24 protein-coding genes are annotated in these 23150 nt (G+C 71.8%); 8 read left to right on the top strand and 16 right to left on the bottom strand.

Annotated elements, in window-relative coordinates; all coding sequences use genetic code 11:
* Positions 1 to 2: 2 nt before the first annotated feature.
* From hemC to LO931_RS15425, 4 genes are all read right to left on the bottom strand, one after another.
* Positions 3 to 944: a hydroxymethylbilane synthase gene (hemC, locus tag LO931_RS15440; protein WP_229054736.1), complete on the bottom strand. Its 942-nt coding sequence runs from the start codon at positions 942 to 944 to the stop codon at positions 3 to 5.
* Entirely contained in the window at positions 941 to 2230 is a 1290-nt protein-coding gene (locus LO931_RS15435) for a glutamyl-tRNA reductase (RefSeq protein WP_229054735.1), read from the bottom strand. The genes hemC and LO931_RS15435 overlap by 4 nt, the downstream gene beginning before the upstream one ends.
* Before the next feature lie 172 nt (positions 2231 to 2402).
* Positions 2403 to 2672, bottom strand: coding sequence for a glutaredoxin family protein (locus LO931_RS15430; protein ID WP_229054734.1), 270 nt, complete (start codon positions 2670 to 2672; stop codon positions 2403 to 2405).
* 10 nt (positions 2673 to 2682) lie between these two features.
* Positions 2683 to 4242, bottom strand: coding sequence for a class I adenylate-forming enzyme family protein (locus LO931_RS15425; RefSeq protein WP_229054733.1), 1560 nt, complete (start codon positions 4240 to 4242; stop codon positions 2683 to 2685).
* 81 nt (positions 4243 to 4323) lie between these two features.
* On the opposite strand from LO931_RS15425, the gene LO931_RS15420 reads away from it, so the two are divergent.
* From LO931_RS15420 to LO931_RS15410, 3 genes are all read left to right on the top strand, one after another.
* Complete coding sequence (locus tag LO931_RS15420) at positions 4324 to 5220, top strand: HAD family phosphatase (protein WP_229054732.1); 897 nt, start codon at positions 4324 to 4326, stop codon at positions 5218 to 5220.
* 76 nt (positions 5221 to 5296) lie between these two features.
* Entirely contained in the window at positions 5297 to 5998 is a 702-nt protein-coding gene (locus LO931_RS15415) for a sigma-70 family RNA polymerase sigma factor (RefSeq protein ID WP_229054731.1), read from the top strand.
* A 94-nt stretch (positions 5999 to 6092) separates the two neighbouring features.
* A complete protein-coding gene (locus LO931_RS15410) occupies positions 6093 to 7127 on the top strand; it encodes a DUF5667 domain-containing protein (RefSeq protein ID WP_229054730.1) in 1035 nt (344 codons plus the stop codon).
* A gap of 302 nt (positions 7128 to 7429) precedes the next feature.
* On the opposite strand, the gene LO931_RS15405 is transcribed toward LO931_RS15410, so the two are convergent.
* The 6 genes from LO931_RS15405 to proC all read right to left on the bottom strand — a co-directional run bounded on the left by LO931_RS15405 (position 7430) and on the right by proC (position 12374).
* A complete protein-coding gene (locus LO931_RS15405; RefSeq protein ID WP_229054729.1) occupies positions 7430 to 8740 on the bottom strand; it encodes a lysophospholipid acyltransferase family protein in 1311 nt (436 codons plus the stop codon).
* Entirely contained in the window at positions 8740 to 9708 is a 969-nt protein-coding gene (locus tag LO931_RS15400; RefSeq protein ID WP_229054728.1) for an NAD-dependent epimerase/dehydratase family protein, read from the bottom strand. Before LO931_RS15400 ends, LO931_RS15405 begins: the two co-directional genes overlap by 1 nt.
* Positions 9709 to 9722: 14 nt before the next feature.
* Positions 9723 to 9824, bottom strand: a complete 102-nt coding sequence (locus tag LO931_RS15395) for a 30S ribosomal protein bS22 (protein WP_012359487.1) — start codon at positions 9822 to 9824, stop codon at positions 9723 to 9725.
* Positions 9825 to 9956: 132 nt separating this feature from the next.
* Positions 9957 to 10142, bottom strand: coding sequence for a helix-turn-helix domain-containing protein (locus tag LO931_RS15390; RefSeq protein WP_370636145.1), 186 nt, complete (start codon positions 10140 to 10142; stop codon positions 9957 to 9959).
* Between the two features lie 196 nt (positions 10143 to 10338).
* Complete coding sequence (locus LO931_RS15385; protein WP_229054726.1) at positions 10339 to 11520, bottom strand: acetoin utilization protein AcuC; 1182 nt, start codon at positions 11518 to 11520, stop codon at positions 10339 to 10341.
* Between the two features lie 56 nt (positions 11521 to 11576).
* The gene (proC, locus tag LO931_RS15380) at positions 11577 to 12374 is read right to left on the bottom strand and encodes a pyrroline-5-carboxylate reductase (RefSeq protein ID WP_229054725.1); all 798 of its coding nucleotides are present in this window, start codon (positions 12372 to 12374) and stop codon (positions 11577 to 11579) included.
* Between the two features lie 120 nt (positions 12375 to 12494).
* On the opposite strand from proC, the gene LO931_RS15375 reads away from it, so the two are divergent.
* A complete protein-coding gene (locus LO931_RS15375) occupies positions 12495 to 13451 on the top strand; it encodes a bile acid:sodium symporter family protein (protein ID WP_229054724.1) in 957 nt (318 codons plus the stop codon).
* Between the two features lies 1 nt (position 13452).
* Here LO931_RS15375 and LO931_RS15370 read toward each other — a convergent pair whose 3' ends face one another.
* The 4 genes from LO931_RS15370 to LO931_RS15355 all read right to left on the bottom strand — a co-directional run bounded on the left by LO931_RS15370 (position 13453) and on the right by LO931_RS15355 (position 16698).
* Complete coding sequence (locus LO931_RS15370) at positions 13453 to 14088, bottom strand: LysE family translocator (protein WP_229054723.1); 636 nt, start codon at positions 14086 to 14088, stop codon at positions 13453 to 13455.
* Positions 14088 to 14873, bottom strand: coding sequence for a sugar phosphate isomerase/epimerase (locus LO931_RS15365; protein ID WP_229054722.1), 786 nt, complete (start codon positions 14871 to 14873; stop codon positions 14088 to 14090). The genes LO931_RS15370 and LO931_RS15365 overlap by 1 nt, the downstream gene beginning before the upstream one ends.
* A 62-nt stretch (positions 14874 to 14935) precedes the next feature.
* On the bottom strand, positions 14936 to 15775 hold the full coding sequence (purU, locus tag LO931_RS15360; protein WP_229054721.1) for a formyltetrahydrofolate deformylase: 840 nt from the start codon (positions 15773 to 15775) through the stop codon (positions 14936 to 14938).
* 14 nt (positions 15776 to 15789) lie between these two features.
* On the bottom strand, positions 15790 to 16698 hold the full coding sequence (locus LO931_RS15355; RefSeq protein ID WP_229054720.1) for a Ppx/GppA phosphatase family protein: 909 nt from the start codon (positions 16696 to 16698) through the stop codon (positions 15790 to 15792).
* 64 nt (positions 16699 to 16762) lie between these two features.
* Between LO931_RS15355 and LO931_RS15350 the strand changes: the two genes are divergently transcribed.
* Entirely contained in the window at positions 16763 to 17515 is a 753-nt protein-coding gene (locus LO931_RS15350; protein WP_229054719.1) for a hypothetical protein, read from the top strand.
* Positions 17516 to 17552: 37 nt separating this feature from the next.
* Positions 17553 to 18191 (top strand): VOC family protein, encoded by a 639-nt coding sequence (locus LO931_RS15345; RefSeq protein ID WP_229054718.1) that lies wholly within the window; start codon positions 17553 to 17555, stop codon positions 18189 to 18191.
* 94 nt (positions 18192 to 18285) lie between these two features.
* On the opposite strand, the gene LO931_RS15340 is transcribed toward LO931_RS15345, so the two are convergent.
* A complete protein-coding gene (locus LO931_RS15340) occupies positions 18286 to 19929 on the bottom strand; it encodes an FMN-binding glutamate synthase family protein (protein ID WP_229054717.1) in 1644 nt (547 codons plus the stop codon).
* A gap of 76 nt (positions 19930 to 20005) precedes the next feature.
* Here LO931_RS15340 and radA point away from each other — a divergent pair, with 76 nt between their 5' ends.
* Positions 20006 to 21382: a DNA repair protein RadA gene (gene radA, locus LO931_RS15335; protein WP_229054716.1), complete on the top strand. Its 1377-nt coding sequence runs from the start codon at positions 20006 to 20008 to the stop codon at positions 21380 to 21382.
* Between the two features lie 44 nt (positions 21383 to 21426).
* A complete protein-coding gene (gene disA, locus LO931_RS15330) occupies positions 21427 to 22503 on the top strand; it encodes a DNA integrity scanning diadenylate cyclase DisA (RefSeq protein WP_370636168.1) in 1077 nt (358 codons plus the stop codon).
* A gap of 66 nt (positions 22504 to 22569) precedes the next feature.
* On the opposite strand, the gene LO931_RS15325 is transcribed toward disA, so the two are convergent.
* Complete coding sequence (locus LO931_RS15325; RefSeq protein ID WP_229054714.1) at positions 22570 to 23082, bottom strand: hypothetical protein; 513 nt, start codon at positions 23080 to 23082, stop codon at positions 22570 to 22572.
* Between the last annotated feature and the right edge of the window lie 68 nt (positions 23083 to 23150).

Below are 23150 nucleotides of genomic sequence, written 5' to 3'. Positions count from 1 at the left end.
GATCAGGAGGCGACGGGCGCCATGATCTGGTCGGCTCCCTCGGCCAGCATCTCGGTGGCGAGACGATGTCCGAGCGCGGCGGCGTCGGTGGGGACGCCGATCGCGGACAGGCGGATGGACGGACTTCCGGAGGGATCGGTGACGACCGCGCGCAGCCAGAGCTCGTCACCGTCGTCGCCCCAGGCGACCTCGGCGAGGGCTCCGACCGGTGCGCTGCAACCGGCCTCCAGCGTGGCGAGCAGCGTGCGCTCGGCCGTGACGGCTGCTCGGGTGTCGACGTCGTCGAGCACCGCCAGCAGCGCGATGAGATCAGGGGCGTCGGCGCGGCACTCGACGGCCAGGGCGCCCTGCCCGGGGGCGGGCAGCACCTGGATCGGGTCGAGCACCTCGGTGGCCTCGTCGGCACGGCCGAGCCGCACGAGCCCGGCGCGGGCGAGCACCACGGCGTCGACCTCGCCGGTGCGGACCTTGCCGAGCCGGGTGTCGACGTTGCCGCGGATCGGGACGATCTCGACCCCGAGGCCGAGCGCGTTGATCTGCGCGGCGCGGCGCGGCGATCCGGTGCCGATCGTCGAGCCGACGGGCAGCTCGCCGAGCGTGAGGTCGTCGCGCGCCACCAGGGCGTCGCGCACGTCCTCGCGGGGCGGCACGGCCGCCAGCACGAGTCGCGGGTCGTCGGCCGTGGGCAGGTCCTTCAACGAGTGGACCGCGAAGTCGACCTGGTCGGCGACGAGGGCCTCGCGGAGCGCGGCGACGAACACGCCGGTGCCGCCGATCTGGTCGAGCGGCGCCGAGGAGCGGTCGCCCTCGGTGCTGATGGTCACGAGCTCGACCTCGCGCCCGGTCAGCTCGGTCAGGCGCGCGGCGACGTGGCCCGACTGGGTGCGGGCCAGCTCGCTGGCCCGGGTGCCGAGGCGCAGGGCCCGGGGCGCGGAGGTGCTCATGAGCCCTCCTTCGCGGCCGAGACGCGGTCGACCGCGGCCGGGTCGAGCGCGAACAGGTCGGCCAGCGCGTCGGCGTAGGTCAGGCCGTTCGGGCCGTCGGCGAGCTGCTGCACGCGCACCGTGGGCTGGTGGAGCAGCTTGTCGGACACGCGGCGCAGGGCCTGACGGACCTCGGCCCGCTGGGCGTCGGTGAGGTCGCCGAGGCGCGCCTCGAGCCGGTCGGTCTCGGCCTGCACGATCTCGGTGGCCATGCCCCGCAGCGCCACGACGGTGGGGGTCACGCGGGAGGCCGACTTGGCGGCCAGGAACGTGCCGACCTCGCCGTCGACGATCGAGCGCACCGCGGCGACGTCGGCGACGACCTCGGAGTCGGCGGCCCGGTCGGCCAGGACCTGCATGTCGATGTGGGTCACGTTCGGCAGCGACGCGGCCTCCGCGGCGATGTCGCGCGGCAGGGCCAGGTCGACCACGGTCATGGGTCGGCCGTCCGCGGTGGCGAGCTCGATGCGCTCACGGTCGAAGACGACGCCCGTGGCACCCGTGCAGCTGATGAGGACGTCCGCTGCCTGCAGCTCGACGTCGAGCGCCTCCCAGCGCACGGCCCCGACGCCGAACGTGGCGACGAGCTCGTAGGCGCGCTGGTAGGTGCGGTTGGTGACCATGACCCGCTCGGGGGCGATGCCGCGGTCCATCAGGGTGCGGACCGCCAGGCTGGCCATCGTGCCGGCGCCCGCCACCAGGTACCGCGTCTCGGGGGTCGTGTCGCCGACCGCGTCGAGCGCAGCCGTGACGATCGACGGGGCGAGACGGTCGATGCCGGTCTCGGCGTGGCCGCGCTTGCCGATGCGCAGCGCCTGCTGGAACAGCGCGTTGAGCGCCGGACCGACCGTCGACTCGGCCTGGGCCGACTGCAGCGACTGGCGGACCTGGCCGAGGATCTGGCTCTCGCCCAGGATCATCGAGTCCAGGCCGGAGGCGACCGAGAACAGGTGCGCCACGGCGGCGTCGTCGTAGTGCACGTAGAGGTGGTGAACGAGCTCCTCACGCCCGAGGCGCGCGTGCTCGGCGAACAGCCGGGACAGCTCCTCGATGGCGCCGTGGAAGCGCTCGGCCTCGACGTAGACCTCGACGCGGTTGCAGGTCGAGATCACGACGGACTCGGTGATGTGCGGCGACTCGAGCACCTTGTGCGACAGCTTCACGCCGTCGTCGGTGTCGAGGGACGCGCGCTCGAGCACCTCGATGGGTGCCGTGCGGTGGGACATCCCCAGGACGAGAACGCTCATGCGGTCACCACCAGGGTGCCTGCGCCCTCACGGGGGCAGTAGGGCAGAATTGTCACAGTGCTCCTGCACCGCGCGACCTCGGGATTTCCCTGTCGGGACAGGCCTGCGGCGCCTGCACAGTCTACGATCCGGTTTCCTCGTTCACCAAATCGTCACGCGTGACGCTGCCGCGTCAGCTCGCGAGGGCCCGCCGCAGGCGCTCCGGGTCGACCCGCCAGAAGTCGTGCTGGCGTCCGTCGACGAACGTCACCGGCACCTCGTCGGACCAGCGCGAGGCCAGGGCGGGATCGCCGTCGACGTCGACCCGGATCCAGGTGTCGCCGGTCTCGGCGGCGACCTCGGCGATGGTCCGCTCGGCCGCCTCGCAGAGGTGACACCCCTCCCGCGAGAGCACCACGACCCGCGCCGACGCGAGGACCTCGGGCGCCACGCCGTCGGTCATCGCAGGCCCGTCATCGCAGACCGAGGGCGGTGCCGCGGGCCAGCGCCCGCAGGCGGCCCTTCGCGACCTTGCCCGTGGCCGAGTACGGCAGACCCTCGACGACCTCGATCGTGGTGGGCTGCTTGAACCGCGCCAGCCGGGTGCGGCAGGCCGCCTCGACCGCCGCGCGGACCTCGTCCTGGTCGGTGCCCGCGAGCGGGACCACGAAGGCGATGACCTGCTCGCCGGTCTCCTCGTGGGGCAGACCGACCACGGCGACCTGGGCGACGCCCGGCGCCTCGGCGATGACGTCCTCGACCTCGCTGGGGTAGACGTTGAAGCCCGAGACGATGACGAGCTCGCGCAGGCGGTCGACGAGCGTGAGGTCGCCGTCGGCGTCGAGCAGGCCGACGTCGCCCGTGGGGTACCAGCCGTCGGCATCGGGACCGTCGGCCCCGTCGGGCCAGTAGCCCGTGAGCAGGTTGGCGCCGCGGACCCAGATCTCCGCCGGGTCGCCGGGAGCGGCCTCGCGGCCGTCGACCGTCTCGACCACGCGGATGTCGATGCCGGGGAGCAGGGCTCCGACGGAGTGCGCCTTCGGCTCACCGTCCGGGCCTCGGGTGGCGCCGATCGTGACCGCGATGACGGGGGACGCCTCGGTCAGGCCGTAGCCCTGCTCGATGACGTGCCCCGAGGACTCGCGGAAGTCACGCGCGAGATCGGGGTCGAGGGCGGACGCGCCCGAGACCACGACCCGCACCGAGGCCAGCTTCTCGCGCAGGTCGGGGCGTCCGGACCACGCGGCGACGACCGGCGGCGCGACGGGCAGGTAGGTGATGCCCTCCGAGCCGATCAGGTCGAGCAGTCCGTCGGGGTCGAACCCGTCGACCAGCACGAGCGGGGAGCCCTGGTGAACGGCCTGCCCGAGCACGCAGTTGAGCCCGTAGATGTGGAACATCGGCAGGAGTCCGAGGCACACGTCGTCGGCACCCACGACGTCGAGGGTCGCGACCTGCTCGATGTTGGCCAGCAAGGCACGGTGCGACAGCATCACGCCGCGCGGGCGGCCGCTGGTGCCGGAGGTGTAGAGGATGACGGCGAGCGACTCCGGGTCGGCTGGCGCAGCCGGCTCGGCCTGGACCGCGGCGTCGAGGAAGTCGGCGAACGCGACCTCCGCACCCTCGGGCGCGGGTCCGTCGACGACGACCGTGAGGTGGTCGATCGCGCCGGCGGCCGCGCGCACCGCGTCGACCGCGGTGCCGTCGGCCAGCACGACCCGGGCCCCGGAGTCGGCGAGCATGCGCTCGACCTCGCGCGGTGTGGAGCGAGGATTGATCGGCACCGCGACCATGCCGCCGCGCAGCACGGCGAAGTAGGCGATGACCAGGTCGATGCGGTTGGCCATCACGAGCCCCACCCGGTGGCCGGCTCGCAGGCCGCGCGCGCTGAGTCCCCGCGACACGGCGGTGGCCGCGGCGTCCAGCTCGGACCACGTGACGGCGCGACGCTCCTCGCGACGCTCGACCAGGGCCGTGCCCTGCGGGTCGCGACGCGCAGCGACGGCAAGGATCTCGCTGACGTTCACGGTCACGGTGACAACTCTTCCACACCAAGCACCCACCCCGGAGACGAACCTCGACCCCCGCCCTCGGACGCGCGGTAGCCTCGCGACATGAGTCGCCCGCCGTCAGCTCCTCGGCCCGTCTCGCCGTCGGACCGCCGGCGCAACCTGAAGTCGCGATCGGTCCTCGCCGGCCAGGCGGCCGCAGCGGCCGCCGAGGTCGAGATGGCCCTGGCACCGCGCACCGACGCGACCGCGGCGGCGTTCTTCGACGTCGACAACACGATCATGCAGGGCGCCTCGATCTTCCACCTCGCCCGCGGCCTCTACCGCCGCGACTTCTTCTCGGCCCGCGACCTCGCCGGCGCCGTCTGGCAGCAGGCGTACTTCCGCGTCTCCGGCATCGAGGACCCCGAGCACATCGCCAAGGCGCGGTCGTCGGCCCTGTCGTTCATCGCCGGGCACAGCGTCGCCGAGCTCGAGGAGATCGGTGAGGAGATCTTCGACGAGCACATGGCGCACAAGATCTGGCCGGGCACCCGGGCCATCGCCCAGACGCACCTCGACCGCGGCCAGCGCGTCTGGCTCGTGACCGCGGCCCCCGTCGAGATCGCCCAGGTCATCGCCCGGCGACTCGGACTGACGGGCGCCCTCGGCACGGTCGCCGAGCACGTCGACGGCATCTACACGGGCGAGCTCGTCGGCGAGATGCTCCACGGCGAGGGCAAGGCCGTGGCCGTCCGGGCCATCGCGGAGCGCGAGCGGCTCGACCTCGCCCGCTGCTCGGCGTACTCCGACTCCAGCAACGACCTTCCGATGCTCTCGCTCGTGGGACATCCGTGTGCGGTCAACCCCGACACGACCCTGCGGGCGCACGCGAAGGCGAACGACTGGGAGATCCGCGACTACCGCACGGGGCGCCGCGTGGCCCTCGCCGGGGCGCGCAGCGCGGGCGTCGCCGGTCTCGCCGTGGCCGGCTGGCAGGTCGCCCGACGCCTGCGTCGGTGAGGTCCCGGGCCCTTTTCCGGAATCCCTGGGCGAAAGTCCTTTTGCGGGTTAGACTTCCGATGATCTGGGAGGGATCATGCGGGAGTTTCTGGGAGATCTGCGCATCGCGTTGGCCTTGGCCGGCGCGCACGCCGACGACCCCTCGCTCCTGACGGCCCTGGCGCACGTCACGACGCCGTCCGGCCCCGCCTCGAGCGGCGGCTCCGAGCCCGACTCGCAGCTCGACCCCGAGGCCCAGCGCCTGCGCGCGCTGGTCGACCTCGCGGTCCAGGGCGACTCCGAGGCCTTCGGCCAGCTGTACGACCACTACGTCAACGGCATCTACCGGTTCATCTACTACCGCGTCGGATCCGCTCCTCTCGCCGAGGACCTCACGAGCGAGACGTTCGTGCGCGGCCTGCGGGCGATCAGCCGTTTCAGCTGGCAGGGCAAGGACTTCGGCGCCTGGCTGACCACGATCGCGCGCAACCTCATCACCGACCACTTCAAGTCGAGCCGCTCCCGGCTAGAGATCGTCTCGGACTCCGTGCCCGAGACCCGCTCGAGTCCGCCCACCCCCGAGGACGAGGTCCTGAGCCTCGTCTCGAACGAGATGCTGCTGACCGCCGTCAACGCGCTCCCGGAGGAGCAGCGCGACTGCATCCTCATGCGCTTCATGCAGGGACTCTCGATCGCGCAGACCGCCGCCGCTCTCGGCCGCAGCGAGGGAGCCGTCAAGCAGCTGCAGCTGCGCGCGGTCCGCCGGCTCGCGAAGAACATCTCGGAGGACGTCCGATGACATTGGCCAGTCCTTTTCGCGTCACGATCCGTAACTCCGCCCGTCTCATGGTCGTTCGCACCAGTGAAGACCTTTTGTCGACGAGGCGGGACTCATGACGACCCACAAGCACGAGGCCGAGGCCTTCGACGCTGCCCTGCGCGGAGCCGCGCGTCCGGGCACGGTCGACACGGCTGTCCTCGAGCTCGTCCGTCACGCCGAGGCCGTCTGCGCCACGGCTGCGACGGTCGTCCCCTCCGACGACTTCCGCGCCTCGCTGCGTGAGCGCCTCATGGCCGAGGCCCCCGAGGTGCTCACGGCCACGGCCCGTCCGGCCGCCCACGTCCCGCGCACCGTCGGCGTCCGCCGCCGCTTCGCCCGCCTGAGCGCCGCTGCCGTCATCGCGGTCGGCGGCGTCGGCATCATCGCCTCGAGCGCGCAGGCCGTGCCGGGCGACATGCTCTACGGCGTCAAGCGCAGCGTCGAGTCGGTCGAGCTCGCGCTGCACCGCTCCGACGAGTCGCGCGGCCAGTTCCAGCTCGACCAGGCCCGCGAGCGTCTCGCCGAGGCCGAGCACCTGGCCGACGAGGGCGACCTCGAGCGCTCGGCGACCGCGCTGGCCGACTTCCGGTCGCAGGCCGATGCCGGCACCGCCGACCTCTTCACCGCGTACGAGAGCGATGGCACGGCCGCCCAGGTCGAGTCCGTCAACGAGTTCGCGGCCGAGTCGGCCTCGATCCTGACCGACATGGCCGACCTCTTCCCGGCCGAGGCGTCCGACCCGCTCGACCTCGCGATGGACACCGTCCGCGAGATCGCCACGCAGGCCAGCGTCCTGTGCGTCGAGTGCAGCAGCGTGTCGCTGCCCGACCTCGCGACGATCGCCAGCCCGGCCAGCAGCGCGCCGGCGGCCGCCCCGGCGGCGCCCAGCGCAGCCCCGGCCGCGCCCACCTCGGCTCCGTCGTCCGCCGCGCCGGCACCCACGCCGACCAAGACCCCGGTGCTCACGCTGCCCACGCTGCCGACCCCCGCGCCGGCCGCCACGGCACCGCCGCAGATCCCGGTCGTCACGCCGCTCGTGCAGGGTCTCCTCGGCGAGAACGGCCTCGTGCCGACGCTGCTCGGCAACCTCCTCGGCACGAACAAGTAGGCAGTCCCGCTCCCGCGAGCGGCTGTGAGCGCGGCTGCCGTCGGCGGTGAGCCAGGTGTCGTTCGGCATGGACCAGCAGCGGGGTCGCCGCTCGCGATGATGCTTTCGGGGTGCCCTGGCGACCGAAAAGCATCATTCCCGGTCCCTCACGACGAAGTTCGGGGGATTGTGGCTGCTCCGACGACCGCTACGCCCTGACCTTGACGTCCTCGCGACCAAGGCCCAGGGATCGTGGTCGCTGGGGCGACCACGATCCCCCGACCTCCGTCGTCAAGCCGTCGGATGAGGGGCGGAGCCGACCCTCAGAAGAAGGCGCTGCCGCGATCGACGAGGAGCTTGTATAGGGTCTGCTGGATCGTCTCGCGCACCTGGTCGGTGACGTTGAACAGCAGCATCGGGTCGTCGGCCGCCTCGGGGTCGTAGGCATCGGTGCGGATCGGCTCGCCGAACTCGATGATCCACTTGCTCGGCAGCGGGATGAGGCCCAGCGGACCGAGCAGCGGGAAGAACGGCGTGATCGGCAGGTAGGGCACACCCAGCAGACGCGCGAGCGACGGCACGTTGCCGATGAGGGGGTAGATCTCCTCGGCGCCGACGATCGAGACCGGGACGATCGGCACCTGGGCGCGCATCGCGGACGACACGAAGCCGCCGCGGCCGAAGCGCTGCAGCTTGTAGCGCTCGGCATACGGCTTGCCGATGCCCTTGAAGCCCTCGGGCCAGACGCCGGCGAGCTCGCCGCTGCTGAGGAGGCGCTCGGCGTCCTCGGTGCAGGCGAGCGTGGCGCCGAGCTTGCGTGCCATCTGGCTGACGAACGGCAGCGCGAACACCAGGTCGGCACCCAGCGGGCGCAAGTTGCGGTTGGCGTACTTCTTGACCGCGTAGCCCGTGATGACGCCATCGATGGGCACGGTGCCGGAGTGGTTGGCCACGAGCAGCGCGCCGCCGTCGGTGGGGATGTTCTCGATGCCACGCACCTCGAGGCGGAACCACTTCTCCGCGAGGGGCTCGACGGCACCGATCAGCACCTCGGTGATCTGCGGGTCGAAACCGAAGTCGTCGACCGCGTACTCACCGTTGAGGCGACGACGCACGGTCGCCAGGAGGGTCGCGAGCCGCGCCTCCCAGTCGGAGCCGAGCACGCGCTGGGCAGCCTGCACGACGGCCGCGAAGATCTCGTCGACCGGGATGCCGGCGGCAGCCGGGGTCGCACCGGCCGACCGGGTGCGACGCTGCGCCTCCTCGGCCGCCTCAGCGGCCGCGCGGGCCGCGTCGTCGTCGGTGACCGCTCGGAGCCGCCGGCCCGTGGCCGTGCTGCGCGCCGAGGCGCTGGCCGTCGGTCGCGCGGACTCCTTGGCGCCGGCGGACTTCTTCGCCGCGGGCTTGGCTGCCGACTTCTTGGGAGCGGCCTTCTTCGCGTCGGCCTTCGGGGCCGCCTTCGCCGCGGGCGTCTTCGTCGGCTCGTCCGCTGGTGCCTTCGGCTTGGCCTTCGTGGGGGGCTTGCGCGGAGCGGATCCGCCCGCGAGCGAGCGGGCCGCCGTGGACGGCGACGTGCGGCCGGCCCCGGGCTTGGCCGAGCGGGCCCCGATGTTCTTGCGCGTGTCCTCGGACATCAAGAGCCTCCCAGGCCGGACAGCACACCAGGACGGATCGCGGCGCGGAACTGCTCCACGACCTGCTCGGTCGAGTAGGTCGGTTCGAAGCCGAAGATGTCACGCAGGGCGGAGGTGTCGACCGCCCGGCCGTACATCAGCAGGCGGTGCAGGTCGGGCGAGATGTCGGACCCGACCGAGCGCAGCACGCGGCGCGCGCCGCTGGCGAAGCCGAACGGCGGAACCGGCACGACCGGACGGCCGAGCCGCCGGGCCACCTGGGTCAGCAGCACGACGCCGTCGCCGGCCACGTTGAAGGTGCCCGGTCGGTCCTTGCGCACGGACTCCACGAAGATCTCCAGGAGGTCCTGCACGTGCACGAACTGCAGGCGCGGGTCGAAGCCCAGCGCAGCAGGCAGCAGCGCGCTGCGGAAGTACTGGCCGAGCGGGGAGTAGTGGTCGGCGTCGAGCAGGTGCGCGGGGCGCAGGGTCGTGATCAGGACCTCGGGGCGTCGGCGGGCGAAGCCCCGCACGTACGCCTCGACCTCGACGATGTCCTTCGGGAAGCCCGAGCGGATGCCGCCGCGGGCGCTCGTGGACTCACGGAACAGTGCGGGGTCGCGCGAGGAGGAGCCGTAGACCGCGGTCGACGAGCCCAGCACGAGCTTGGAGACGACGGCGGAGCGCTGGCACGCGGCGAGCAGCTGCATCGTCCCGATGACGTTGAGCTCCTTGCCGCCACCACGGCCCCGCACCTGCGGGCTCAGGTCGAGGTGCACCACGGTGTCGACGTCCTCGACCGCGATGACCTTGCCGATCACGGGGGTGCGGATGTCGGCCCGCACGAACTTGACGCCCGTGAGGTCGCCGTCGGGCAGCACCGTGTCGACGCCGACGACCTTGTCGATCGAGGGCTCGTCGGCAAGGTTCCGCGCCACCAGCGTGGCGAACGAGTCCGACACGCCCGTGACGAGAACGACCTTGCCCATGGCGTCGGCCCGGACTACTTACCGAGCTTGCGACGCTGGACGCGCGTGCGCTTCAGCATCTTGCGGTGCTTCTTCTTCGACATCCGCTTGCGACGCTTCTTGATGACAGAACCCACGAAAATCCCCAGTACTGATTGATTGAGATGACGGCTCAGAGTACCCGCAACGTCGAGCCCATCACACATCGCCAAGCGGCGTGAGACCTGGCGGCCGTGCCAGGCCTGTGGACAGGACGCGAAAGAGCGGTCTCAGCCGGCCTGGTAGAAGGACTTGTCGATGAAGGCATCGACGGCCTGCTGCGTGACGCGGAACGAGCGGCCGACACGGACCGCCTCGAGCTCGCCACCGTGCACCAGGCGGTAGACCGTCATCTTGGAGACACGCATCTGAGCGGCCACTTCGGCAATCGTCAGGAACTCGCCAGCGGACGCCATCTGCATTCCCCTTTCGCACCTAGGGCACGCGCGCTCTCCGGCTTCCCCACCGGAGAGGCAGCGCGCGTGCTTGATGGGAGCGTAGTGGACCCGACTCCCGGGCGTACAGGGGTTGCCGCAAATCGTCTCAGCAGACCCTCAGGAACCCCGAGCCCCAGCAGCCCCGCTGGTGACCAGACCGGGTCGGCCGACCGGGTCAGTAGAGCGGGTCGATGCCGAACGCGGGGAACGTGGCCTGGCGTGCGGCGTTGATCTGCCGGTCGAGCCAGCTCGCCGGGTCGAAGCCGTTCTCCCAGGGCCGGTACGACGGCGTGCGTCCGTCGCCCATGCGGGTCGGCGCGAGCACGCCGCGCCGGTGCTGCACGAACGACTGCCACTCCGCCGGCGTCGGCGTCGCGGGGTCGATCGGATGGTCGGCCACGATGCCGAGCAGGTGGGTCCAGGCGCGGGGCACGACCTCGGAGACGGCGTAGCCGCCGCCACCGGTGACGACCCACTTGCCGTCGCAGAGCTCCTCGGCGAGCCCGCGGAGGGCGAGGTAGGACTCGCGCTGGCCGTCGACGCTGAGCATCAGGTTGGTCAGCGGGTCGTCCATGTGGGAGTCGCAGCCGTGCTGCGTGACCATGATCTGCGGCTGGAACTCGCGCAGGATCTGCGGCACCACGGCGTGGAAGGCGCGGAACCAGCCGGCGTCGGACGTGCCGGGCGGCAGCGGGACGTTGACCGCCGAGCCGGGGGCCTCGGGCCCGCCCGTCTCGGTGGCGAAGCCCGTGCCGGGGAACAGCGTCTGCGGGCCCTCGTGGATCGAGATCGTGAGCACGCGGGGGTCGTTCCAGAACATCGTCTGCACGCCGTCGCCGTGGTGGGCGTCGATGTCGACGTAGGCGACGCGCTCGGCGCCGTTGTCCAGGAGCCACTGGATCGCCAGGGCGACGTCGTTGTAGATGCAGAAGCCGCTGGCCCGGTCGGGCATCGCGTGGTGCAGGCCGCCGGCGACGTTGGCCGCCCGCGGCGCCTGGCCGGTCCAGACCCGACGGGCCGCCTCGACGCTGGCGCCGGCGATCAGGGCGCTGACCTCGTGCATGCCGGCGAAGACCGGGTTGTCGTCGTTGCCGAGCCCGGCCTCGATGTCGACGTGGATCGGGTGGGCGCTGAGCTTCTGGACGCGTTCGATGTAGCTCGCCGAGTGGATCGCGGCCAGCTCGTCGTCGGTCGCCGATGCGGCGCCGACCCGGTCGAAGTGGTCGAGCACGCCGAGACTGCCGGCGAGCTCCAGGGTGAGCTCGACCCGTACGGGCGCCATGGGATGCGTCGGACCGAAGTCATACGACGAGACGGCGTCGTCGAACACGACGACGGGGCGAGGACTGTGACCCACCTCTCGAGCGTAGTCCCCAGGGGTGCCCGGGGCGGTCACGCCCCTGCCGGGCGGCGTCAGCCGGACAGCTCCGACGAGCGGCGCGCGGCGGCCACGACACCGGCCCGCAGGCCCGCGGCGACGCCGGTGTCGTCGAAGGTCGAGATCGCTGCGGCGGTCGTGCCACCCGGAGACGTCACGCGACGGCGCAGCTCGGACGGCTCGTCGCCCGAGCGATCGAGGAGGGTCGCCGCGCCGACCAGGGTCTGGGTCGCGAGGGTGCGCGCGGTCTCGGGGTCGAGGCCGGCCTCCACTCCCCCGGCGATCATCTGCTCGACGAGGTAGAACACGTACGCCGGCCCGGATCCGGAGACCGCGGTGACCGCGTCCTGCATCGACTCGTCGACCACCACCACCCGACCGGCCGTGCCGAGCAGGGAGGCGACCGCCTGCACCTGCTCGTCGGTGCAGCTGGAGCCGGCCGAGACACCGAACATGCCCTCGCCCACGAGCGCCGGCGTGTTCGGCATCGCCCGCACGACCGCGGTGCCGACAGGCAGGGCCGCCTCGAAGGTGGAGGTGCGGACCCCGGCGGCGATCGAGACCACCGTGGCCGCGGGCGACACGGCGTCGGCCACGTCGGCCAGCACGGCCGGCACGTCCTGCGGCTTGACCGCGACGACCACCACGTCAGCACCCTCGACGGCCGCACGCGCCTCGGTCACGACGACCCCGTGGGTCTGCTCCAGCGACGCGGCACGCTCGGGGCTCTTCTCCGCGACGCGGACGTCGGCCGGCGACTGCCCCGCCCGGAGGATCGCGGCGAGGATCGTCTCGCCCATGACACCGGCACCGAGGAACGCGATCGTCGTCATGACCTCCACCCTAGGACGCCCGCCCCGTGGTGACGGTGCCCCCTTCGAGGCTCCTTCGTCGCACCGCATCGGGCGGGCACCTGCCCGCGGACCACCGTGTGGCCCACGTAGTGTCGGCGGGTGCGCATCGACCCGTTCCTCGTGGTGCTCCTGGCCGCGGCGGGGCTCGGCGGGTTCCTCCCGGCGACGGGCGACGGCCTCCAGGCGATCAAGATCGCGGCGATGGTCACGATCGGTCTGCTGTTCTTCCTGTACGGCGCGCGCCTGTCGACGGCCGAGACGGTGCGCAACCTGCGGCACTGGCGCCTCCAGCTCGCGATCCTCGTGACGACGTTCGTCGTCTTCCCGCTCGTCGGCCTCGGCGTCCGCCTGCTGCCCGACGCCGTGCTGCCGGACGGTCTCGCGGCCGGCGTCCTCCTGCTCTGCCTCGTGCCCTCGACGATCCAGGGCTGCGTCGTCTACACCCGCATCGCGCACGGCAACAGCGCCGCCGCGGTCGTGAGCGCGTCGATGTCGAACCTGCTCGGAGTCTTCCTCGTGCCGCTGTACGTGGCGCTGCTGATGGGTGCCGACACCCAGGTCGACGGCAGCTCGGTGCTGCGGATCGTGGGTCAGCTGCTGGCGCCGTTCCTGGCGGGCCAGCTGCTGCGGCCCCTCATCGGCCGCTGGGTCGAGCGCAACGACCCCTGGCTGAAGCCGTTCGACCGCAGCACGATCCTGCTGGTGGTCTACGTCGCCTTCAGCGAGGGCACGGAGGCCGGCATCTGGACCGCGGTGCCGGTCTCCTCGTTCGCCGTCGTCGCCGGGATCTGCGCCGTGCTGCTCGCGCTGGCCTTCGGCTGGACGGCGCTGCTCGGACGCTGGCTGCGGTTCTCGCGCCCCGATCGCGTGGCGCTGCTGTTCTGCGGCTCCACGAAGAGCCTCGCGAGCGGACTACCGATGGTCGCGGTGCTGTTCCCTGGGTCCACGGCGGCCCTGGTCGTGCTGCCGCTGATGATCTACCACCAGCTCCAGCTGCTCACGAGCACCGTGCTGTCCGAACGGCTCGCGCGGTCCGCTCCGGACGATCCCGCCTGAGTCAGCGGTGGTTCGTGACCGCGAGGCTCACGCCCAGGCCCACCATCGAGACCCCGCCGACCGTGCCGACGGCCCGGCCGCGCCGCGGGGACCGGGCGAACCAGTCACGCAGTCGGCTGGCGATCAGCGCCCAGAGCCCGTCGGAGGCGAGTCCGATCACGAACCCCAGGAGCCCCAGCAGGAGCATCTGTACCGGCAGGTGCCCGGCGCTGCGGTCCAGGAACTGCGGCAGGACGGCGCCGAAGATCATGAACGCCTTCGGGTTGGTGATGCCAACGACGAATCCCTGGCGGACCGCGCGCCCGATCGGCAGGGTGCGTTCCTGTCCGACCGTCACGGCGGTGAAGTCCGCGCGGTGCCGCAGGGCCTGCACGCCCAGCCAGACCAGGTAGGCCGCGCCGACGAGCTTGATCACGGTGAACACCAGGATCGACTCGGCCACCACGACGCCCAGCCCCAGCGAGACCGCGGTGATGATGACGAGCAGCCCCAGCGAGTTGCCGAGGACGGTCGCCAGCGCGACGGCGCGGCCGTAGACCAGGGCGCGACCGATCACGAAGACGACGCTGGGGCCCGGGATCGCGATGAGCACGAACGCCGCCAGGCCGAAGGCGAGCAGCTGCTCGGTCGTGACCATCAGGCCTTCAGGTGACGTCGGCAGAAGTCGAGGGCCTCGATCAGGCCGTCCTCGCGGGTGCGGGCGTCGAGCGCCTTGCGGGTGTTGATCTCGACGACGACCTCGCCGGTGTAGCCGCTCTTGACCACCTCGGCGAGGAACTCCGCGCAGGGCTGGCTGCCGCGGCCCGGGATCATGTGCTCGTCCTTGGCGCTGCCCTTGCTGTCGGCGATGTGGACGTGCGCCAGCCGGTCGCCCAGGTCGCGCACCATCTGGACCGGGTCCTGCTTCGCGGTGCCGCTGTGGGACAGGTCGACCGTGACGTGGGCGTAGTCCTGTCCCACCGGGTCCCAGTCGGGCGCGTAGGCCTGGAACTCGCGGCGACCGGTGCGCCACGGATACATGTTCTCGACCGCGTAGGTGATGCCGTGCTCGGCCTCGAGGTCGGCGATGCCCTGCACGAAGTCGGCGGCGTACTCGCGCTGCCAGCGGAACGGCGGGTGCACGACGATCGTGTCGCAGCCGACCGCGTGAGCCATGTCGGCGGCGCGGTGCAGCTTGCCCCACGGCTCGATGCCCCAGACCCGCTGGGTCAGCAGCAGGGTGGGCGCGTGCACCGAGACGACCGGGATCTCGTGGAACTCCGAGAGCCGGGTGACCGCCTCGATGTCGGCGCTGACCTCGTCGGTGCCGACCATGATCTCCACGCCGTCGTACCCGATGCGCGCGGCGGCCTCGAACGCGCTGGCCGTGGAGCCGGGGTACACCGACGACGTCGACAGCGAGACGCGCGCAGGGGTGGACACGATCTCCAGCCTAGGGGCGCGAGCCAGCGTCGGGGAAAGTTTCCCCCCAGGGGCTGGCCGGGTCAGCCGAAGACGACGGTACGGGGGCCGTTGAGCAGGACGCGGGACTCGGCGTGCAGCGCCACCGCGCGCGAGAGGGTGCGCGCCTCGACGTCGCGGCCCACGCGGGCGAGGTCGGTCGGGCCCAGACGGTGGTCGACGCGCTGGACGTCCTGGTCGATGATCGGCCCCTCGTCGAGGTCGGCCGTCACGTAGTGCGCCGTGGCCCCGATCAGCTTGACCCCGCGGTCGTGCGCCTGGTGGTACGGACGCGCGCCCTTGAAGCTCGGCAGGAAGCTGTGGTGGATGTTGATCGCCCGGCCCGCCAGCGACCGGCAGAGGTCGTCGCTCAGGATCTGCATGTACCGCGCCAGCACGACGAGGTCGACGTCGAGCTCCTCGACGAGCCGCAGCACCGTGGCCTCGGCCTCCACCTTGTCGCCGGAGGGGACGTGGTGGAACGGAACGCCGTACATCGTCGCGAGCCGCTCCAGGTCGCGGTGGTTGGACACGACCGCGGGCACCTCGATCGGCAGCGCGCCGGTGCTCTGCCGGTACAGCAGGTCGTTGAGGCAGTGCCCCTCCTTCGAGACCATCACCAGCGTGCGGGTGGGCTGCTCGGCCACCACGAGCTGGAACCGCATCGCGTGCTCGACCGCGACGGGGCCGAACGACGCACGCAGCTCGTCGACCGGCTGCGGGTGGTCGAAGTGGACCCGGAGGAAGAACTCCGCGTCGGCCGTGTCGGTGAACTGCTGGCTGTCGAGGATGTTGCCGCCCGACTCGGCGATCCAGCGGGTCACGGCGTAGACGAGTCCCGCCCGGTCCGGGCAGGTGAGGGTCAGGACGACGGTCGTCGACACGGGCCGCTCCTTCGTCAGAGGGCGTCGATGCGCTCGAGCAGCACGCCCTCGCGCAGCGCCCACGGGCAGACCTCGAGGCGCTCGAGGCCGAACAGGCTCATGGTGGCGTCCGCGACGAGGGCGCCCGCCAGCAGCTGGTGGGCACGGTCGGTCGAGACGCCGGGAAGCGCCGCGACCTCCTCGACGCTGAGCTCGCGCAGCTTGTCGACGAGGGTCGTGAGGTCGGCGTGGGTGAGGGAGCGGCGCACGTAGTGGCCGTCGCCCGACGGCGCAGCGCCGCACACGCGGGCGAGCGAGCGGAAGGTCTTGCTGGTGGCGACGGCGTGGTCGAACGAGCCCGCGCGCAGGATCGGCCCGGCGCCGTCGGCGATCTCGGCCCGCACGTGCTTGCGCAGGTCGTCGACCGTGCGACCCGCGTCGACCCACTCCCGGGTCAGCCGGCCGGCACCGAGGGGCAGCGAGTAGGCGACGTCCGGCGTCTCGTCGGCTCCGGCGGCGATCTCGAGCGAGCCTCCACCGATGTCGAAGACGCCCATGCGTCCGGCCGACCAGCCGAACCAGCGACGCACGGCGAGGAACGTCAGCCGGGCCTCGTCGGCGCCCGCGAGCACCTGGAGGTCCAGGCCCGTGGCCGCGTTGACCTCGGCGATGACGTCCTCGGCGTTGCTGGCCTCCCGCACCGCGGAGGTGGCGAACGCCATGACCTCCGAACAGCCCTGGTCCTCCGCCGCGCGCTTGGCCTCCTGGCAGAAGGCGACCAGCCGGCGGACGCCCTCCGCGGACACCGAGCCGTGCTCGAGGTGCTCCGCGAGGCGCAGCGGCTCCTTGTAGGAGTAGGCCGCCACCGGCGGACCCCCACGGAACGCGTCGACCACGAGGAGGTGCCCGGTGTTCGACCCGATGTCGAGGACGCCCATGCGCATGAGCACCATCGTCCCACGCGGTCGGCTCGCGAACCTGTCGGGCCGACGTAGAGTGGCCGACACCATGCCCGAAGTCGCCCTCGGATTCCCCCGCTCATGGGTGGAGTTCACGAACCCGGCCGACACCTCAGAGGCGTTCCGGTGCGACCTCACGTGGCTGACGTCCCGGTGGACCTGCATCTTCGGAGCGGGCTGCCCCGGCATCTTCGAGTCCAGCCCTGACGCCGGCTGCTGCACCCTCGGGGCGCACTTCGCCGACGCCGAGGACCACGCCACGGTCGCGACCTTCGTCGACCGGCTGACGCCCGAGCGGTGGCAGCGGTACGACGAGGGGATGGCGAACGGCTGGACCGAGCTCGACGACGAGGGTGACCTGAAGACCCGGGCGGTCGGCGGCGCGTGCATCTTCCACAACGCCCGCGACTTCGCCGGCGGCTACGGCTGTGCCCTGCACGGGCTGGCGCTCGCGGAGGGCATCGAGCCTCTCGAGGCCAAGCCGCAGGTGTGCTGGCAGCTGCCGCTGCGGCGTCAGTTCCGCGAGGTCGACCCGGGCGACGGCGAGGAGTACACCGAGGTCACGATCGGCGAGTACGTGCGCGCCGGCTGGGGACCGGGCGGCCACGACCTCGACTGGTACTGCTCCTCCAACACCGACGCGCACGTCGGGATGGAGCCGGTCTACCGCGCCAACCGGGCCGAGCTCGTCGCGCTGATGGGGGCCGACGGGTACGCCGAGCTCGTCCGCCACTGCGAGGAGTTCGAGGCCGCCGGCATCCCCGTGCCGCACCCGGCGTCCGACCCACTAAGGCGACCCTGAGAAATCGATCGACCGCGCGCCGGGCGACACTGACGGCATGCATCTCGACCACGTGACGTTCGCCGTGGGGCCCCAGGGGCTCGACGCCACGACCGAGAAGCTCGGGTCCCAGCTGGGCTCGACCTTCCTCGACGGGGGCGTGCACCCGCGCTTCGGCACCCGCAACCGCATCCTCCCGCTGGCGAACCGCCAGTACCTGGAGGTCGTGGAGGTCCTCGACCACCCGGCGGCCGACAAGCTGGCCTTCGGCCAGGTCGTGCGCCAGCGGTCCGAGGCCGGCGGCGGATGGCTCCACTGGTGCCTCGCGGTCGAGGAGCTCGCCGAGGTCGAGGAGCGGATGGGCCGTCACGCGGTGCCCGGCAACCGCCGTCGTCCCGACGGCTTCAACCTCGAGTGGCACCAGATCGGCACGAGCTCGATGAAGGCCGACCCGCAGCTGCCGTACGTGACCCGGTGGGACATCGCCCCCGAGGAGCACCCCTCGCAGGAGGCGCAGACCGACATCGAGCTGGTGCAGATGGAGATCGCGGGCGACCCCCAGCGCGTCGCCGACTGGCTCGGCGAGAAGGTCTTCGACGCCCTGGAGTCGATCAAGGTCGACTGGGCCGCCCCGAACGCGATGCCCGGCATCCTCGCGGTCACCTTCCGCACCCCCCACGGCGACGTCCGCATCTGACGAACGGCGGCCCCGCCCCCGCGAGATGTGTCGACTTTGGCCCCATCCTTGGCGTCAAAACGGGGCCAAAGTCGTCACATCTGGGCGGACACCGTCAGTGGTTGCTGCGGGACATGGCCGGCTGGTCCTCGCGCGGCCCTGAGTTGCTCGCGGGCTCGAAGGTGTCGGTGGCGGCCTCGAGCCAGTCGCGCTCCCAGGCCTCGGGCGGATCGGTGAGCAGCTGCTCGGGCTCGAGCCACTCGAAGAGGTCGTGGTACGTCTTCGTGACCTGCGGGTCGACGCGGCGGAACAGCTTGCGCGGGTTGAGCTGGTCGAAGTCGTCCAGGCCCATCGACGCGACGATCTGACGCGCGGAGTTGACGGTCTTCTCCTGGTACTGGAACACGCGCTCGGCCTTGTCTGGCACGACGAGGGCGCGGGCCCGCTGCGGGTCCTGCGTCGCGACGCCGACGGGACACGTGTTGGTGTGGCACGTCTGCGCCTGGATGCATCCGACCGCGAACATCATGGCGCGCGCCGACATCGTGAAGTCGGCGCCCTGGCAGATGCGCTTGACGATGTCGATGCCGGTCGCGACCTTGCCGCTCGCGCCGATGCGCACCTCGTGGCGGAGCCCGACACCGACTAGGGCGTTGTGCACGAACATCAGGGCCTCGGTCAGCGGCATGCCCACGTGGTCCTCGAACTCGACCGGGCCGGCACCCGTACCCCCCTCGGAGCCGTCGACGATGATGAAGTCCGGGGTGCTGCCGCGCTCGAGCATCGCCTTGCAGATCGCGAGGAACTCACGCCGTGAGCCGATGCAGATCTTGAAGCCGACCGGCTTGCCGCCGCTCAGCCCGCGCAGCCGGTCGATGAAGTCGATGAGCTCGGCGGGGGTCGAGAACTCCGGGTGCACCGGCGGCGAGACGACCGTGGTGCCGACGGGCACGCCGCGGGCCTCGGCCACCTCGGCGTTGACCTTCGAGCCCGGCAGGAGGCCCCCGAGGCCGGGCTTGGCGCCCTGGGAGATCTTGATGTTGATCGCCTTGACCTGGTCGAGCCCGGCCCGCGCGGCGAACTTCGCGTCGTCGAAACGACCCTCGGGCGTGCGGCAGCCGAAGTAGCCCGAGGCGACCTCCATGATCAGGTCGCCCCCGCCGCGCGTGTGATAGGTCGAGACCGAGCCCTCGCCGGTGTCGTGCGCGAACCCGCCCTTCGCCGCGCCGCGGTTGAGCGCCTCGATGGCGTTGCCGGACAACGAGCCGAAGCTCATGGCCGAGACGTTGAGCAGGGCGATGTCGTAGGGCTGCGTGCAGTGTCGACCGCCGAGGCGCACCCGGGGCTGCGGGGTGTCGGGCTTGGGGCGGGCGCGCATCGAGTGGGCCACGAACTCGTAGCCGACCGCAGTGACGTCGCGCTCGGTGCCGAACGGCTCGTCGCCGTGGTTGCCCTTCGCTCGGTCGTAGACCAGGTCGCGCGTCTCGCGGTCGAAGGGGGTGCCCTGGGTGTTGGTCTCGACGAAGTACTGCTGGATCTCGGGCCGGATGTGCTCGAGCAGGAACCGGGCGTGGCCCGCGATCGGGTAGTTGCGGGTGATGCTGTGCCGGGTCTGCACGAGGTCGTACACGCCCGTGAGGCCGAGGAGCAGGACCCCGAGGCCCACCACGTCGAGGAACCACTTGTCGGTCGTCCCGCCGACGAACAGGGCAGCGGCGCCGACGATCAGGACGCCACCCACCACCAGTGCGCGCTTCACCTCGTCAGCATGGCACCGCGCACCGTCACGTGCACACCACGAGGAGATGTCGGTCCGGCGACCTAGGGTGGCCCCCATGGCGACCACCAAGGCGAGCAAGCCGGCGCGCCCGGCCTACCGCTGCGCGGAGTGCGGCTGGACCACCTCGAAGTGGGTCGGTCGCTGTGGCGAGTGCCAGGCGTGGGGAACGGTCGACGTCGCGGGCGGTGAGCGCACGGCCGGTCGCACGGCGGCCGCCGCCGTCACGCGCCCCGCCGTCCCCATCGGGCAGGTGTTGACCGAGGAGGCCCGCGCGGTCACCTCCGGCATCCCCGAGCTCGACCGCGTGCTCGGCGGCGGCGTCGTGCCCGGCGCCGTCCTGCTCATGGCGGGCGAGCCGGGCGTCGGCAAGTCCACGCTGCTGCTCGAGGCCGCGGCCCGCTGGGCCCGCGCCGGGCGTCGCACGCTCTACGTCTCGGGCGAGGAGTCGGCCGCCCAGGTCCGCCTGCGCGCCGAGCGCATGGACGCCGTCGCCGACGAGCTGTACCTCGCCGCCGAGACCGATCTCGGCGCCCTGCTCACCCACATCGAGGAGGTGCAGCCCAGCCTGCTGATCGTCGACTCGGTGCAGACCTTCGGCTCGGCCGACGTCGACGGCGTGCCGGGTGGCGTGACCCAGGTGCGCGAGGTCGCCGCCGCCGTCATCGGGCGGGCCAAGACCGCCAACATCGCCACGCTCCTGGTCGGCCACGTCACGAAGGACGGCTCGGTCGCCGGCCCCCGGGTGCTCGAGCACCTCGTCGACGTCGTGCTGCAGTTCGAGGGCGACCGCACCTCGCGCCTCCGTCTGCTGCGGGCGGTCAAGAACCGCTTCGGTCCCGTCGACGAGATCGGCTGCTTCGACCTCACCAGCGACGGCATCGTCGAGGTGCCCGACCCCACCGGCCTGTTCGTCTCACGCCACGAGCAGCCGGTCGCCGGCACCTGCGTCACCGTGACGATGGAGGGCCGGCGCCCGCTGCTCGCCGAGGTGCAGGCGCTCACGGTCGTGGCCACGTCGGGCGGCAACCCGCGCCGCACGTCGAGCGGTCTCGACGGCTCGCGCGTGGCGATGATCCTGGCCGTGCTCACGAAGCACGTCGGGGTCCCCGTGCAGCAGCTCGACGTCTACACCGCCTCGGTCGGCGGCGCCCGCCTGACCGAGCCCTCGGTCGACCTCGCCACGGCGGTCGGGCTCGCCTCGGCCGTGCTCGAGAAGCCGTGCCCCAGCGACCTGGTGGCGATCGGCGAGGTCGGTCTCGCGGGCGAGGTCCGCCCGGTGCGCGAGCTCGGCGCGCGCCTGCGCGAGGCGTCACGCATCGGGTTCAAGCGCGCCATCGTGCCGGCCGGCAGCGAACTCGCCGGGGTGCCCGACTCGATCAGGATCGCCGCGGTCGGCGACGTCGCCACCGCGGTGCGCGCCGCCCTCGACTGACGCCTCGAACGACGGGGTCCGCGGTGGGCCTGAAGACATCTACACTGGCGGCTGTGCCGACTCCACCCGACCTGCGGACCGTCCTCGCGTCCGTCGCGCCCGGCACCGAGCTCCGTGAGGGCTTGCAGCGCATCCTGCGTGGCCGCACGGGCGCCCTCGTCGTGATCGGGCAGGACAAGCAGATCGAGGCGCTGTCGACGGGCGGGTTCGTGCTCGACGTGCCGTTCTCGGCCACCGGGGTCCGTGAGCTCGCCAAGATGGACGGCGCGATCATCCTGGACGCCCAGGCCGAGCGCATCCTGCGTGCCGGCGTGCACCTGATGCCCGACCCCAGCATCCCGACCGTCGAGTCGGGCACCCGGCACCGCACCGCCGACCGCGTCGCCCGCCAGACGGGCCTGCCCGTCATCTCGGTGTCGGCCTCGATGCACACGATCGCGGTCTACAGCGGCGACGTCCGCCACGTGCTGGAGGAGGCCGCGGCCATCATCGGTCGCGCCGACCAGGCCCTGCAGACGCTGGAGCGCTACCGGCACCGGCTCGACGAGGTCGCCGACTCGCTGTCGGCGCTCGAGATCGAGGACCTCGTGACGGTCCGCGACGTCGCGCAGGTCGCGCAGCGCCTCGAGATGGTCGACCGCATCGCCCGCGAGATCGACCAGTACGTCCTCGAGCTCGGAGTCGAGGGCCGCCTGCTGGCGCTGCAGCTCGACGAGCTGGTCAGCGGGGTGCAGAACGAGCGCGAGCTGCTGATCCGCGACTACATGCCGCGCGGCCGTCGGGCTCGCCCCACGACCCAGGTGCTCAGCGACCTGGAGGCCGTCGACGCCCCCGACCTGGTCGACCTCGGCCGCATCGCCCGCGCCATGCGCATCGGCACCGACGACACCCTCGACGCACCGCTCTCGCCGCGCGGCCACCGCATGCTGGCCCGAGTGCCGCGCATCCCGGCCACGGTCGCCGAGCGCGTCGTGGAGCACTTCGGCTCGCTGCAGAAGCTGCTGGCCGCGAGCGTCGACGACCTCACCTCCGTCGACGGCGTCGGCGAGCTGCGCGCCAAGAGCCTGCGCGAGGGCCTCTCACGCCTGGCCGACTCGAGCATCCTCGAGCGCTACGTCTGACCCCTGCCGTCTCCACCGGAGTCGTGGCCCGGTTCTCGTGGGGCCCGGACACCTGCAACCGCGCCCTCAGCCGATCGGACCTTCAACGAGCTGCAGACCGATGAGGTAGGCCCGAGCACCTTCAGCGGACACCGCAGACGGCGTACTACCCGCGGTGGGCCCTGACTTCTCAAAGATGAATTCGACCCTCCACCTGTAGAGACAATCAATGGGCGGACCGTAGAGATAGGCCGTCTGGATGTTGAAGTCCATGTCGGCCTGGTACATGGTCTTGGGAAGCAGCGTTGGCATCTTCGGACCGATTGGTGGCCCCAGGGCATTGAAGAAGCTCGTCAAGATGTAGCGGCCAGACCGTTCCATGTACGAAGAAGTCGCGCGATAGCGACCACCACCGAGGTGTGAGAACTCCGGCACGGACGACTCCACCGGCACGGGCCGGCTCCTGAGGGTCAATCCGAGGGCCAGCGGGAAGATGTCGCCGACTCGGAGCACCGCAGTCTCGCCGGCGAAGAACTGCCAGTTCCCGACCGAGATGTGGACGATCCTGTCCTCTTCCGCACCCTCATCCATCATGCTCATCGTCTCCACATCATGAATCAGTAGCGCTTTGAATGTGCAAAAGACAGATCTCTTGACTCGCCGGGCCA

Origin of the sequence: Aeromicrobium sp. Leaf350, from assembly GCF_916858655.1 — a bacterium.
Lineage (GTDB): Bacteria > Actinomycetota > Actinomycetes > Propionibacteriales > Nocardioidaceae > Aeromicrobium.
This window is presented reverse-complemented; position numbering and strand designations above follow the sequence as displayed.

What these genes read in the sequence shown, in the direction of transcription:
- hemC (WP_229054736.1), bottom strand. Translation starts at nt 944, where the DNA reads ATGAGCACCTCCGCGCCCCGGGCCCTGCGCCTCGGCACCCGGGCCAGC.
- LO931_RS15435 (WP_229054735.1), bottom strand. Translation starts at nt 2,230, where the DNA reads ATGAGCGTTCTCGTCCTGGGGATGTCCCACCGCACGGCACCCATCGAG.
- LO931_RS15430 (WP_229054734.1), bottom strand. Translation starts at nt 2,672, where the DNA reads ATGACCGACGGCGTGGCGCCCGAGGTCCTCGCGTCGGCGCGGGTCGTG.
- LO931_RS15420 (WP_229054732.1), top strand. Translation starts at nt 4,324, where the DNA reads ATGAGTCGCCCGCCGTCAGCTCCTCGGCCCGTCTCGCCGTCGGACCGC.
- LO931_RS15415 (WP_229054731.1), top strand. Translation starts at nt 5,297, where the DNA reads ATGCGGGAGTTTCTGGGAGATCTGCGCATCGCGTTGGCCTTGGCCGGC.
- LO931_RS15410 (WP_229054730.1), top strand. Translation starts at nt 6,093, where the DNA reads ATGACGACCCACAAGCACGAGGCCGAGGCCTTCGACGCTGCCCTGCGC.
- LO931_RS15405 (WP_229054729.1), bottom strand. Translation starts at nt 8,740, where the DNA reads ATGTCCGAGGACACGCGCAAGAACATCGGGGCCCGCTCGGCCAAGCCC.
- LO931_RS15400 (WP_229054728.1), bottom strand. Translation starts at nt 9,708, where the DNA reads ATGGGCAAGGTCGTTCTCGTCACGGGCGTGTCGGACTCGTTCGCCACG.
- LO931_RS15390 (WP_370636145.1), bottom strand. Translation starts at nt 10,142, where the DNA reads ATGGCGTCCGCTGGCGAGTTCCTGACGATTGCCGAAGTGGCCGCTCAG.
- proC (WP_229054725.1), bottom strand. Translation starts at nt 12,374, where the DNA reads ATGACGACGATCGCGTTCCTCGGTGCCGGTGTCATGGGCGAGACGATC.
- LO931_RS15370 (WP_229054723.1), bottom strand. Translation starts at nt 14,088, where the DNA reads ATGGTCACGACCGAGCAGCTGCTCGCCTTCGGCCTGGCGGCGTTCGTG.
- LO931_RS15355 (WP_229054720.1), bottom strand. Translation starts at nt 16,698, where the DNA reads ATGCGCATGGGCGTCCTCGACATCGGGTCGAACACCGGGCACCTCCTC.
- LO931_RS15350 (WP_229054719.1), top strand. Translation starts at nt 16,763, where the DNA reads ATGCCCGAAGTCGCCCTCGGATTCCCCCGCTCATGGGTGGAGTTCACG.
- LO931_RS15345 (WP_229054718.1), top strand. Translation starts at nt 17,553, where the DNA reads ATGCATCTCGACCACGTGACGTTCGCCGTGGGGCCCCAGGGGCTCGAC.
- radA (WP_229054716.1), top strand. Translation starts at nt 20,006, where the DNA reads ATGGCGACCACCAAGGCGAGCAAGCCGGCGCGCCCGGCCTACCGCTGC.
- LO931_RS15325 (WP_229054714.1), bottom strand. Translation starts at nt 23,082, where the DNA reads ATGAGCATGATGGATGAGGGTGCGGAAGAGGACAGGATCGTCCACATC.